This window comes from Shewanella sp. MBTL60-007 (genome assembly GCF_019654915.1).
Classification (GTDB): Bacteria; Pseudomonadota; Gammaproteobacteria; order Enterobacterales; family Shewanellaceae; genus Shewanella.
The window spans coordinates 22,918-36,233 of sequence record NZ_BPET01000030.1; the positions used below are offsets into that span (position 1 = coordinate 22,918).

Below are 13,316 nucleotides of genomic sequence, written 5' to 3' on the forward strand. Positions count from 1 at the left end.
GCAGTTATTGGCCTACGCCAATAACTGCGTAACAAGGTAGAAGTGCAGCCAATTCAATCCAATGAATTAATTCCAACAAGATTGTCAGAGGGCAGTTTGTTATGTCTAGACCTAAGAAATGCCGCCACCTAAGTAGCTGTGTACCATGTAGCTTATTTAAACCCAATGGCATTCCATCGAGTGAGCTTGAGAAAATTCAGTTAGAAGCTGATGAATTTGAGGCACTCAACCTAGGAGATGTTCAAAAGCTGAGTCAGCTCGATGCCGCGGCATCAATGGGGATCTCTCGGCAAACCTTTGGTTATCTGTTGGCGAGTGCACGCAAAAAAGTGGCAACAGCAGTCACTCAAGGAAAGGCGCTTTTACTCCCTCAGAACCCTAAGAAGGATTTACCATGATTATTGCTATTCCTATGAGTCGAGACCGTTTGGCGACTCACTTTACCAAAGCGCCAGAGATAGCTTTTTACGATGAACAACTGCAATTAATCGCACGTTTTGAGAACCCAGCGGTGGGCGGTGGCTGCAGCGCTAAAAAGGCGATGCTAAACCTTATCATCGATCACAAAGCAGATATTGTGGTGGTGCAGCATATAGGAGAGCGCATGTTAGGCAAGTTACTGGATGCGGGAATGAGTGTGAGCCAGGCGGATAATGCTTTAGCGCTGCCAGAGCTTATCTCTAGGGCGAAAGATCTAAATCACCGTTTGCTGGATGCCTCCCAAGGGCGAGCCTCATTGAATCATGAGAAGAAGGGCGGTTGTTGTGGAGGTTCATCGGGTGGTTGCGGCTGTAGCGGTGGTTCATCAGGTGGCTGTGGTTGTAGCGGAAAAACCGCACCGACTAATAGCTTAGATCCAAGGCTGCTTAAGATACCATCGCCTCAGCAAGCTGGGGTGCAATACGCTGGTTTTAGAATTATTAAATAATATAAGCAGCTTAGGTATTAAACTTACTAATTGATTGCTTTAGCCCTTGGCGACTTTACATCTTGACGGAAATATCCGATGTTAGTAACTGGTGTGGGTGTTTTTTAACCAGGAGGGCGAGATGGCTGTATTGGTTATGGGGTTTATCATTCTATTTGTGGGTTTGGCCTTTATGGGCTTGCCGGAACTGAACCGCGTACTAAAACAACATGATAGGGCACTCTGGGAGCGTCTACTTGGGTCCCAAGGTTCATTTGTCTCCTCTTTCGATCGCACTACGCTGTTTATTTGGACGCTGGGCCGCGAATTTGAAAACTGCGAGAATATCGATATTCAGTATCAAGGCTTGTTGGCATATAAGCGGGCTATACGGGTGAAATATACGATTTTGACGGGAGTGTCTTTGATTATTATTGGCGCCGTCATCTCCTTGATAGGAGCCTAGCTAGTCACAGATAATTGAAATAAAAAAGCCGCAAACACCAAGGTGCTTGCGGCTTTTTTAGTAAACAGTAGCTTACAGTAACCCTTGGGTCGCTTGCTTAGTCTACAGCAACCATTACGTTGCTTGCCTTGATGATCGCATATGCTTGACCACCAACAACTAGACCTAGTTGCTCACAAGATTTCTTAGTCACAACTGAAGTGATTTCAACACCCGGTGCTAGTTCGATAACAACTTCGTTGTTAACAGAACCTTCGTCGATTGATTTGATAGTACCGTTTAGTGTGTTGCGTGCGCTGATTTTCATAAGTATATCCTTAATAATAAAGGCTTTATTATAAAGATCTTATTGCCAGATAGATATTGATTACGGACAATATGTCGCATTTACTTGAATCTAGTCGCATTTGCTTATCCCAAATCTTTTTTTTTGAGAACTAGATCGTATCTAGTTAATTTTTAATGATTATTTCCTAGCCTGTTTTAGCTAGCCCTTATGTTGTGTAAGAGAGGAAATAGAATGAAGAATGACTTAGTAAGTACATCAAGGCTTAGGATTAAGCCTTGATGTTGGGAAGCATTGCGGCGATCAAGCGTCTTTAAGCAGCAGGACCAAGACTTCGAAATGGTCTGTATGGGGGAACATGTCGAATAGTTGCACTTTCTGAACTCGGTAGCCTTGAATAGTGGCTAAATCTTTGGCCAAAGTGTGTGGATTACAGCTTGAGTATAGGATGGCTTTAGGGGCGAATGCAGACAGTGACTGACACAAGCTTTCACCAATGCCACGTCTCGGTGGGTTGACGATGACCACATCGGGCTTATCTTTGGCATCACAGCCTTGAGCAAAGCCAGTAGAGTCCAGCGCGGTAAAGCTAACTTGCGTTAAGCCCATTGCTTCTGCCGATAGCTTGGCGCAAGTGATAGCTTCAGCCGAGATCTCGATCCCGGTTAATGCGCTATGTTTCGATGCACAGTGCAGACCGAAACCACCGACGCCGCAGAATAGATCCCAAAGCGTATCGGGTTTAAGCTCTGCCACCCACTCCCGAGCCGTTTGATAGAGCTTGGCGGCGATCTCTGGGTGAGTCTGAAAGAAGCTCTTTGGTCGAATGAACAGAGGCACATCGTTAAACTGTTCTGATAAGCGCGTCTGTTCGGTGAGGAAAAGCTCCTCTTCCCCTTCGAGAATGGCCATATGTACCGGCTGAATATTTACCGATACCACTTTAATCTGTGGGTATTCCCTTAATAGCTTTGGTAGTTCTCGCTCTATACGCTCGATAGATTTGTGAGATCTGAGCACAAACCGTAGTAGGTATTCACCCTTGATCTGACTACGGGTGAGTAAGATGAACTTAAGCTCGCCTTTGACTTTATCGACATTATAAGGCGGTATACCTGCTTGGCGCACAAATAGCTCTAGTCGGTGCAGTAGCTGTTGCATATCAGCAGGATATAAGTTGCAGTCACATAGGCTGACGGGCTCGCCCGTTGGGGTAACAATGCCTAAGATGGGTTGATGTGCCGCGCCAAGCACTACCATTTTAGCCTTATTACGAAAACCACTATCAGGACCAAACACAGGCTGGTGCCACTGTTCAACCTCGAAGTCGCTCAGTAGCTGGCTTAGTACTTGCGACTTAGCTGCAACTTGTTCTGGCATGGGTTGGTTTATATGGCGGCAAGAAAGACACTGCTGCTGATCAAAGTGGGCACATTTCACTAATTGGGTACTCTAAAGCGTTGGAACGATAATATTGGTGACTACTTTTACTAGCCTGAAGTGCACTATTTTAGTGTTTTTTTACTCAAAAATCGCCCTTTGTGAGAAAGAAGTCAGTGTTATTTTTTGCTGTTGAGCCGAAAGCAAAAGCGCAGCTTACGCTGCGCTCTTTGTATAACACTAAATGGCGGTTAACCGATTGCTGGTGTGTGGCCACTGCGTGTGTTTTGCAGACTCTTAATCAACATATAAATCGATGTCGTCAGCAATACTACAGCGAGATAAGTAATCAGCGAATGCGCCGAGGTACTGCTGTGCTCTGCAATGACTGGCCCAAATACAGATCCAACACTGTAGCTCAGTAGCATTAGCTCTGTCGCGGCAACGATCTTCTCCAATGCCATCGTCTCACAGGCCAGTGAGATAGCAATAGGGTAGAGCGCAAAGCAGCTCGCGCCGAGTAAGAAGTAACTTACGGTAATTATCGCAATGGAGGTGCCATCGGCAATACCAACGATACCGATAGTACCGAGTAGGCAAAATAGCGCCATCAACAGGCTTTTACTGACTCTCGTCGATAGATAGCTCACTAAAGGTTGTACTAACATACCACCTAAGATAATCACAGCCATTAAAAATGCGGTACGTTCGGTGCTGGCAAACTGACCATTGATATAGCTCGGCATTAGGCCATAAATAGGGCCTAGCAACAGTCCTGAGACTAAGCAGCCGATCACCGCCGGTAAGCTGATCTTTCTCACTTCACGTAAACTGATCTTCTCATGCTCGAGACTTTCTGGCTGGCCTCTTTTAATTAAAAGTGGTGGCAAGATCGCTAGCATAAGTAAGCCAATAACCCAGAGGAAGGGGGTGACACCATTAATACCTAATGGCCCAATCGCCAGCTGACCCAGTGCAGTACCACCGTAGAGGGATGTCATGTATAGGCCTAAGCGCTTAGCTCTTTGCTTTGCGCTATCAGCCATCAGTAGCCAAGACTCAACGACCACAAAGACACCCGCAACGGCAAAGCCGGCAAGAAAACGGGCGGCGAGCCAGACTGATGCAGTCGGTATAGCCAGCATCGCGACGATTGTCAGGGTCAACATGGCAAGAAAAAGCATCAGTGAGATTCTGTGGCCAATTTTAGCCACGATTGTTTGAATGCAGGTTGTACCAACTAAGATACCTAGATAGAAGATGCTAGCTAACCATGCAACCAACGAGTTATCCATGCCAAATGATGCTAGTGACAATGGAATAAGACTCATTAGAAAGCCTGATGCGATAGCAAAAAACGATAAACCAGCAACAGGTACGAATGTACTGTTTTTGTGTGGTTTGCAGGCAGAAATGTCCACCTTTATCTCCTATAGATTGATACTTTTAAAAGTTTAAATGTTGGTTTTGAGGAGGCGGATTTTATGCTTTTAATATGGAAAGTAAAGTTTAATTTATGTACTAAGAAATAAAAAAACATTTTTTAGATTTATTTGCTTCTATGTGACTGATTTTTATTCGTTAAACTTTTATTCGCACTTGCTTAATTGATGCGGGGTTTTATGCTGGGCTTGATATAAGATTGTAAGTTATTTTTTCGCAAGGGATTTAGGTTTTTGGCGGCTTGTAACTGTTCTTTATGCTGCTTTGAGTGTTAGATGGTTAATAGATGGTTAAAAAGGCGGGTTTGATGGCCGCCTTTTTACTGTTTGAAGTATTTTATCGCAGCAGATTTCTAATCCACTGTCTGAAGCTGATTAGCTTAATTGCAGCGCCACAATCTTTAGTGGGTGATTACCATCAAATGATGGGAAATCGTTATGGCAGTCTAACCAAGTCGCTTGCGTGACAGAGCGCCCCTGTTTCTCAACGCAGCGCACTAAACTGTCAAACCAGGCATTGCGATCGACTTTGGCGACATTGTTACAGCAGACAATTGTGCCACCGGATTTAGTGGTCAGTAGTGCTGGCTTAAATAGGCTCTGATAGTCATTGATTAGATCAACGATGCCAAAAGGGCTCTTGGCGTATCTCGGTGGGTCTAGAAAGACCAAGTCAAATTGAGTAGCACTAAGCTTTGGGTAGGAGGGAAGCTTTTGATTGCGACGACCACCGACTTTGAGGCCTGCCAACTGTCTTAAGGCTGGAAAGGCATCACTTTGGATAAATTCACAGACATCTTCAGCTTGGTTTAACGCCGCATTCTTACGACCCGCCGCTAGGGCAAATGAGGAGAAGTCGACGTTGACGACACGCTTAGCACCACCGACAGCCGCAGCGGTACCTATGCCACAGGTGTAGGAGAAGAGGTTTAATACGCTCTTGTCTGCGCTGTTGGCGGCAACATATTCACGGCCGACACGCATATCTAGAAATAGCAGCGGATCTTGGCCTTCATGGCGTAACTTACTGGTAAACTGGATGCCATTTTCTTGCATCTGCTGTTCGCTCGTGGCGAAGCTCTGTAGATCTTCTGGTAAGCGGTTTAATACTCGAGAGTTCTTGTCAGAGCGATCGTTGTAGATCACGGGAAGATCGGCGAGTTGAGTCAGTTGCTCTGTCACATAGGTTAGTTCATCATCGCTCAGCGATTGGTGGAAGGTTTGGATGAGCCAAGCATTGCCGTAACGATCGATATTGAGTCCATTACAACCTTCTACGGTACCGTGAAATACGCGGTAACAATCGGTATCTTGTGTCTCTGCTTGCTTTAGAAATGCAGCACGTTTAGCAATGGCTTGGGTCAATGCTTGAGAAAGAGGTATAGCTGCTGGGTCCGATGTTGTGATCGACATAAATATTAGGCTCATTTGAAATAGTGTCAGAGGTGACGGCGCTAATGATAGCAAAAATGCACCAATAAATACCCTGAATCAGTCATTATGGCATTCTATTGAACTCCTTATAGATTAAAAAAGTAGATACCATGGGATTCCGTATATCTTTAATGGTATGCCCGCAAAAGTGCGAAAGGAATACTACTTGGAGGACAATATACAGGTTTCGCTTTAGACTAATAATGCCGCCTTTGTGTTTAACCTCGCTTTATCGTGCCAGTGCTCAGAAATAAGAAATAGTGTTGGGGCAAACAGTAAAATGGTGGCTATGGAGAAAAGCGTACCAAAGCTTAGACTTATCACCATTGGAATAAGATATTGGGCTTGGGTTGATGTTTCAAATAGCATAGGTGTCAGCCCAACAGTGGTAGTCATCGCGGTGATGACCACAGGCCTGAAACGGCTTAAGCTGCTGTTCATAATTGCGGTTTCAATATCGACTCCGCTGCGTAAACCTTGCTTTATCTCTATTAGAAGGACAAACGCGCCGTTTAACACTAAACCCGATAAAGCGATCATGCCAAACAGGCTCATCACACTAAAGCTTTGATTTAATATGATGTGCCCAAGCATGGCTGCCCCTAAACACAGAGGGATAACGCTTAGTATTAATAGTGCGTCTAGGCTGCTTTTGAAATAGATCGCCAAGAATGAAAACACCATAAATAAGGCGAGTATGATGCCTGTCATTAGCTGAGAATTTACTTTTCTCTCTGTGCGGGCTCCGCCGCCTAACTCAGCATCTATATCTGGATATTTTTCCATTAAAGCGGGTAATATTTCGTCAGCAATTTGGCTAGTGATCAGCGCTACATTTGCCTTGCTGCGAATAAAGCTGGCGCTCACTTCAACTTGCTCGATGCCATCGGTTCTATCTATTTGGGTTGTTGATAAAATAGGCTTAATATCGGCAATTTGTTTGAGTAATACTTGCTCCCCGGTTGGGGAGACGATGAGTAGTTCGCCTAAGCTGTTGGCTTTAAACTGCTCATTGCGGTGGCGCATTACGCGGATCTTCAGTTCCTCGCCATTTTGAATCTGTCTTTTTATTTCCTGACCATAAAAACTATTGCGAACCAGCTCACCAAGGCTGTCACTGTCAAAGCCCATCATGCTGCCCCTAGGGGTAAGGGTTAAGGTATATTCAAGCAAGGCGTCGCTCAGGCTACTGTCTAAGTCGGTCACGCCTTCAATTTGCCGCAGTTTTTTCATCAGTTCAAATGTGGCTTGTTTTAATATATCACTGTCATTGGCAGCGAGCTCTATGGATAATTCTTTACCACCACCTGGGCCAACCTCATAGTCAAAGAACAGAGATTTAACACCAGCCAGTGAGCCTATTTCACTGCGCCAGACATCAACAAATTCTCTGGCGGTATAGTTGCGCTTATGATCTTCAACAATTTGGAATGTCGTTGATGCTGCGCTGGCTTCAATTTCCACCATTATGTGTTTATAGCTATCACTCTGGCCCAATCGAGCGAAAGCACGAATACCAGCCGCTTCGATCTGCTCCATAATTGCCTGTTTATCCTTAAGTGCAGTGCCAGCGGGGAACTCGACTTCGGCATCGATGCGTTGGGATTCAACTTTAGGAACAAAGCCTGAGTCCACCCGGCCAGAGTTAACCCAACTAAAGATCACTAAGGTTAGCGAGATAAAAATAGCGAGTACACTCCACGGATTGTGCAAGCTGATTGTGAGTAGTTTTTTATAATGCTTGTCCCGCAGCGATTCAAACCCATGGAAGCTTTTTACCTGTATACGCCCCAAACGTCCGGGCTTTTGTGGTTTATCCAGATGCTTGAGATGGTAAGGTAAGATAAACAAGGCCTCGATTAAGGATACAGAGAAAATGGCGAATATCAGTAATGCCATTGGTTTATACATCACACCTAACTCCCCCGGGACAAAAAGCAGCGGCACAAAGGCTATGATGTTCGTGATAACAGAAAAACACACGGGCACGGCCATCTCGGTGGCACCTTGTTTTAGCGCTGTATCGATAGCGTCACCCTGCTTAACTTTTTGATAGATGTTTTCGGCTACGATCACAGCGTCATCAACCAGGATCCCTAAGGTAATAATAAAGGCAAATAGGGTGATCATGTTAAGTGGGATGCTAAGCACGGGCATAACTGCGAAGGAGCCTATGATGGCGATAGGGATCCCCATACAAACCCAAAAGGACAAGCGCGTATCTAAAAACAAAGACAGGGCAATAATCACCAGCAACATGCCGATTAATCCGTTATTTAAAAGCAGATCAATGCGTGTTTGAAAGGATTGTGCTTGATCATCAAGGACTGTGATCTCGGCTCCAGTTGGCAGTGAAGTTTGATATTGTGTTACAAATTCTTGTATTTGCGCACTCAGTTCAATAGGTTTGGCGGTTTCACTCTGGTAGATAACCAGCATGATCCCCGGTTGGCTATTGACCCAAAAAGGCACTGTTTGATGAGAAAATCCATAGCTGATATTGGCGATTTGCCCTAATGTGATCTCACCGCCATCAGGTAGGGACTGTATATTGATATGACGAAACTGATCAATTTGATCTTTTCGCCCTAAGGTACGGATAAGAATATCACCGGCATTGGTACTGATGCTGCCAGCTGATATATCGGTCACTTCTGCGGCAATTTTCTCGGTTACTTGCGGTAAAGTCAGTTGATATTGATATAGTTTAGCCTGGGTTATTTCTATAATTACTTCGGTTTCTCTTACCCCAAACAATTTAATTTTTGCGACATCAAACTGATTTAACAGTGCCGTTTTTAGGCGTGTTGCCTCTTGCCTTAGTTCGGTTTCGGGTAAGTTACCATAAAGTCCGAACTCGATTAATGAGTCCAGCTCCTCAACTAAGGAAACTTGTAGTGGCTCCATACTCGCAGGAAAGCTGTTAATTGAATCGAGATCGTTTTTTATATCTGCAAGAACACTATTAGCATCGACCCCATCGTTGAGGGTGATAACTACCTCTGCCGAGCCCTCGGCGGCAGTGGCAGCTAGCCGATCTATATTAGTATTTTCTGCAAGACGGTGTTCTATAGGCATTATTATGCCTTGTTCAATCTCTTTGGGTGTGGCACCGGGAAAACTGGCACTAATTGCTATTTCATCGACTTTGAATGATGGTGAGGTTTCCTGTTTTATGCTTCCAAAGGAATAGAAACCCGACACCACAATGGCAAGGGTAAGTAAATTGACCGCAATAGGATTATCGATCATCCAGGCAATAAGCTGGTTGAAAATCGAGTTTGATTTTATTCGAGCATTAGTAGGGGAGGTAAACGTCTTCATTACAGGGCTCCCACAAGTTCTACATTTTGATTAACCTGAGGTGAATGCATTCTGTTGGTTATAATTTGCTCGCCATTAGCGACAACATTAAGGATCACTGCGCTTGTTTTATCCTTAGATAATAGGGTTACCTGTCTTTTTAAGAGAGTGTTGTTGGCACTGACCACCCAGATATGATCGTTATCAATGGCAGACAGAGGCACCCTAAGCGTGTTGTCAATTGGGGCAAACTCAAACAGGGCTTCTACAAAGTCCCCGATAATGAGCGGAGCAACTTCACTATCGGACAAACTATATTCTGTAAATACTTTTTGCAGTTGTATTTTGTTATCTAGCATTGGAAAAATATGGCTAACATAGGCGCTGATGGTACGTTTAGTATCAGGTTGATAGAGAGACACGCTTTGGCCGACTGTTACACCAGAGGCCAGCTCTCTTGGCAGGTAAATTGGCACTCTAAGCTGATTCACTTCAACCAATTTTGCGATTACATCACCTTTAGCTAAGTAGTCTCCCTGCGAAGCTTGTTTTGATTCAACGAAATAGTTTTTATCACTAATCCACTCGCTGCGATTGAGAGCCCTCTGAGCTGTATTAAGCGCGTTCTGAGCAATAGTCAGCTGAGCTTTAGCCTGACTCAATTGAGGTCTTCGCAACAGCAAAGCCAAATCTAATTGCCACTCACTTTCATTGAAATCTTTAAGCATCATTTGGTAGTCTTTTTCTGCCATACGCTGCTCGCCTGATTCTAATGTTAGCTGGGCAGCTGCGATTTCAACTTCTGCTTGTCGTTGTAATAGTATGGCCTGCAAATCTGACTGGTCTTGTTTAAAAATCTGATCACCGATATTGAGCCTCCCGCCTTCAATAACATTATTTGCAAGGTAGGTGAGCTGCCCATCAACCTGAGCGGTGAGGGTTAATGTATTTTTGGCTAAGACCGTGCCGTATGCTCGATAGCTTGGGGTAAATACCTGTTCATCGATTTGCATCGTATTGACTTTAATTGTTTGCTCGGTATTAGGCTTTACTGCAGGGATTGGTGCTGTAGCCTGAATAACGAAAGAGAGCAATACTGCAGTGAGGATAAATAAAACAGGCAGTACTTTTTGCATCACTATTCGGTTTGTTAGTTGTTGATTTCCGTTCGTACTGCAATGATTTTTCATTTTTAACTACCTGATTACGAGTCGGTTAACCGTTTTTATCGTTGTATAACGGATGTGTTAGTTGCTGTCTGGAGGATAACTAGGTATTTGTGAAACTAATGTAGAATTGAGAATGATTAGGGTTTAAAAAATTATAAACGTAGCTTTTGAGTTTCATTTTGAGTCTAGTCGAGGAGCTAAAACGTGAAAGTGGTGTTAGTGCATGGAATTTTTAATACGGGTCACGTGATGCGCTTGCTGCAAAAGCGACTACAGCAAGCGGGCCACGAATGTTTTGCCCCAACGATTAGCCCCTTTGATGGTCGCTATGGTATAGAACATGCTGCCGAAAATTTACGTCTGCAGATCGACAGCGCTTTCGGTTGTGATGAAAAGATAGTACTGGTTGGCTTTAGTATGGGCGGTATTATCGGCCGTTATTACTTACAGTCGCTAGATGGGGCTAGACGAGTGAGTCAATTCTTCTGTCTGTCGACTCCCCATAACGGCAGTTATTTAGCCTATCTGCCTTATCCGTCAAAAGGCATTAGACAGCTAAGGCCTAACAGTGACTTACTTGTTGAGCTTGCTGAGTCTGAAACCGTATTAGAGGGAATAAAACTCTACTCTTATTGGACACCCATCGATTTTACGATTGTACCTAGCTCTAGCTCGTTCTGGCACATAGCCGAGAATCAGAGGTTTGTGATTATTCTGCATCTGTCGGTCATTTTTAGCCGCCGCATTGCAAAAGCCATCTGTCATAATATTGTGGAAGCGCCATAAGCTACAGCTTGGCTCCTCTGTTTGTTGGAGTGGGAAAAGCTTAGTGCGCTTCAGCCTCTGGGAAACTCAGCCGCGCCCGACAGCCAGTTGGTGCAATATCTTCTAGGCTAAATTGCCACTGGTAACGTTGACACAGGCTATCGACGATGAGAAGGCCAAGCCCATGGCCATTATTAGTATCGTTTTCTGATGAATTGAGCCCGCGGCCAGTATCGGTGATCTCTATTGCACTTTTATCTATGCTAATGGATATTTTGCCGGAGTCGCTGGCATTGATAGCATTGCTAATCAAATTAGTCAGTAGCATTCGTAGCACTGCAGGACTGGGCTTGAGCTGTGGCGGCTCTCTAAAGTCTAACTCGAGTGCAATCTGCTTTGAGTTGGCCAAGTGTGAAAGGGGCGCGATAATCTGCTCCACTTCGTTTTTTTCTAATGTTCTGAACTTCTGGTTTTCTGTGCCTTTCTCTTGTTTCACTAAGCCTAACAGGGCATCGACTGTATGCTGCATATCATGGGCGGCTCGCATAATACGGTCACGCTGGCGCGCTTGAAATGCGGGGGTGGCATTTTGCTCTTGTAGCTTTGCAGCTCCGCTTATTACCGTGATTGGGGTGCGTAACTCATGGCTGGCATAGCGGGCAAATGCCTGCTCTTGCTTAATCATCAGCTCATTTTGTTGGCGATAATCATTGAGGCTATTGGCTAGTTCACTAAATTCGCCTGCCGATTGGGACGGCACACTAAAGGTTTTGTGTGCTAGTGGGGACTTTAGTTGCTTGCATAGCTGCTCTACAGGCTCGACTAATCTGCGGCTTAGCTTGTGAATCGCGAAGCCAAATAGCAGAAATAGTAAACCAATAAAGCTGAGTACAAATAGGTTGATCCGTTGCCATTCACTATCGCTTAGCTCCACGTTTTCTGATGGCATGATGAGATATAGAGGCTGCATTTCGCCATCGAGAAGAAAGTCACTACGATATAAGAAGATCTCTTTCTTTTCGCTGAAATTATCATTCTCAAATAGCTTAAAATTAATGACTTCATGTAGCCAACCTGATTCATCACGATCGACAACCTCCCCCGAAAAACCGTTTGGAAATTGGCTTAAGTCGCCATATTTCTCGGGAATAAGATCATGGCCGTAAAAGGCTTGAACATGCAGGCCTATCTGTAAAGGCTGTTTTGCACCTTGTTGAAATAGACTGATAGCGAAGGGGGCGCTGGACTCAAGTTCATGTTGGTTAACTTCATCTTCAATCCACTGCATTAGACTTAGCATAGAGATATAGAGAGTCAGGCCTATCATTAAGGCTATGCTGCTGAAATAGATCAGCAGTTTTTGCGGTAATTTGGATGCCGATGGTACGCGGTTGAGCAAGCGCTTTAACACGTCTCTTCTCCCAGCTGTAGCCTAAAGCCGATTTTAGGAACTGTTGCTAACATAGGTTGCTTAAAGGGTTTATCGAGTTGATTGCGTAGCTGATACATATGGCTGCGTAAAATATCGCTACTTGGCGGCGACATCCCCCAGATCTCATCGATGATCTGTTCGCGTTTAACCACATTGGGGGCATTTTTCATTAATAGCAGCAAGATCTGATAGGTGATAGGTGTCAGTGCAAGTTGCATATTCTGTCTTGATGCTTGGTGTTTGGCGATATTGATTTCGATATCGCCAAACCTCAGGACTCCTTGAGCCACTTGGCCACGATGTCGTTTTACGAGTGCTTGTACTCGGGCATCGACGACATCGAGATCGAAAGGTTTACCGAGATAATCATCTGCACCACAATCAAACCCGCTAAGTAGGTCGCTTTTATTATCTAGCGCGGTCAGCATTAAGATGGGGGTGCTGCAACCAAGGGAACGCAGCGCCTTACATAGGCTTAAGCCATCAAGTTTAGGCAGCATCAGGTCGAGGATAATGGCATCGAAATCGAAAGCCTGCGCGAGCGAAAGACCAAGCTCACCATTGTCGGCGAAGTCCAGTTCCATGCCTTTGGCTTCGAAATAGTCGCCAAGGATCCCTGCTACATCGCTGTTATCTTCAATAATCAGTAGTTTAATTGTCATTGTGCATGCTGTGATTAACTCGGTATATGGCGATTATTTTAGCACTTTTTTTGTCGAAAAAATGTCAACG

Annotated in this window: 12 protein-coding genes; 4 read left to right on the top strand and 8 right to left on the bottom strand. The window is 44.6% G+C overall.

Going from position 1 to position 13,316, the window contains the following annotated elements; all coding sequences use genetic code 11:
- Window positions 1–101 precede the first annotated feature (101 nt).
- The 3 genes from K5Q92_RS12765 (at window position 102) to K5Q92_RS12775 (ending at window position 1,373) form a co-directional block, all read left to right on the top strand.
- Window positions 102–398, top strand: a complete 297-nt coding sequence (locus K5Q92_RS12765) for a DUF134 domain-containing protein (RefSeq protein ID WP_220769382.1) — start codon at window positions 102–104, stop codon at window positions 396–398.
- Window positions 395–928: a NifB/NifX family molybdenum-iron cluster-binding protein gene (locus K5Q92_RS12770; protein WP_220769383.1), complete on the top strand. Its 534-nt coding sequence runs from the start codon at window positions 395–397 to the stop codon at window positions 926–928. The genes K5Q92_RS12765 and K5Q92_RS12770 overlap by 4 nt, the downstream gene beginning before the upstream one ends.
- Before the next feature lie 121 nt (window positions 929–1,049).
- Entirely contained in the window at window positions 1,050–1,373 is a 324-nt protein-coding gene (locus K5Q92_RS12775; protein WP_220769384.1) for a hypothetical protein, read from the top strand.
- A 97-nt stretch (window positions 1,374–1,470) separates the two neighbouring features.
- Here the strand turns inward: K5Q92_RS12775 and K5Q92_RS12780 are convergent, their stop codons facing one another.
- The 6 genes from K5Q92_RS12780 to K5Q92_RS12805 form a co-directional block, all read right to left on the bottom strand.
- Window positions 1,471–1,680: a molybdopterin-binding protein gene (locus tag K5Q92_RS12780; protein ID WP_012278778.1), complete on the bottom strand. Its 210-nt coding sequence runs from the start codon at window positions 1,678–1,680 to the stop codon at window positions 1,471–1,473.
- Between the two features lie 282 nt (window positions 1,681–1,962).
- Entirely contained in the window at window positions 1,963–3,099 is a 1,137-nt protein-coding gene (gene rlmC, locus K5Q92_RS12785; protein ID WP_220769385.1) for a 23S rRNA (uracil(747)-C(5))-methyltransferase RlmC, read from the bottom strand.
- Window positions 3,100–3,290: 191 nt separating this feature from the next.
- Window positions 3,291–4,460 carry an MFS transporter gene (locus K5Q92_RS12790; RefSeq protein WP_220769386.1) on the bottom strand — a complete coding sequence of 390 codons (1,170 nt, stop codon included), beginning with the start codon at window positions 4,458–4,460 and terminating at the stop codon, window positions 3,291–3,293.
- A gap of 396 nt (window positions 4,461–4,856) precedes the next feature.
- Complete coding sequence (locus tag K5Q92_RS12795; RefSeq protein ID WP_220769387.1) at window positions 4,857–5,894, bottom strand: class I SAM-dependent rRNA methyltransferase; 1,038 nt, start codon at window positions 5,892–5,894, stop codon at window positions 4,857–4,859.
- Between the two features lie 213 nt (window positions 5,895–6,107).
- Entirely contained in the window at window positions 6,108–9,239 is a 3,132-nt protein-coding gene (locus tag K5Q92_RS12800; RefSeq protein ID WP_220769388.1) for an efflux RND transporter permease subunit, read from the bottom strand.
- Window positions 9,239–10,354: an efflux RND transporter periplasmic adaptor subunit gene (locus K5Q92_RS12805; protein WP_220769389.1), complete on the bottom strand. Its 1,116-nt coding sequence runs from the start codon at window positions 10,352–10,354 to the stop codon at window positions 9,239–9,241. Before K5Q92_RS12805 ends, K5Q92_RS12800 begins: the two co-directional genes overlap by 1 nt.
- Before the next feature lie 237 nt (window positions 10,355–10,591).
- Here K5Q92_RS12805 and K5Q92_RS12810 point away from each other — a divergent pair, with 237 nt between their 5' ends.
- Window positions 10,592–11,173, top strand: coding sequence for a triacylglycerol lipase (locus K5Q92_RS12810; RefSeq protein WP_220769390.1), 582 nt, complete (start codon window positions 10,592–10,594; stop codon window positions 11,171–11,173).
- Window positions 11,174–11,213: 40 nt separating this feature from the next.
- On the opposite strand, the gene K5Q92_RS12815 is transcribed toward K5Q92_RS12810, so the two are convergent.
- Complete coding sequence (locus K5Q92_RS12815) at window positions 11,214–12,563, bottom strand: HAMP domain-containing sensor histidine kinase (protein WP_259649569.1); 1,350 nt, start codon at window positions 12,561–12,563, stop codon at window positions 11,214–11,216.
- Window positions 12,557–13,246 (bottom strand): response regulator transcription factor, encoded by a 690-nt coding sequence (locus K5Q92_RS12820; protein WP_220769391.1) that lies wholly within the window; start codon window positions 13,244–13,246, stop codon window positions 12,557–12,559. Before K5Q92_RS12820 ends, K5Q92_RS12815 begins: the two co-directional genes overlap by 7 nt.
- Window positions 13,247–13,316 lie beyond the last annotated feature (70 nt).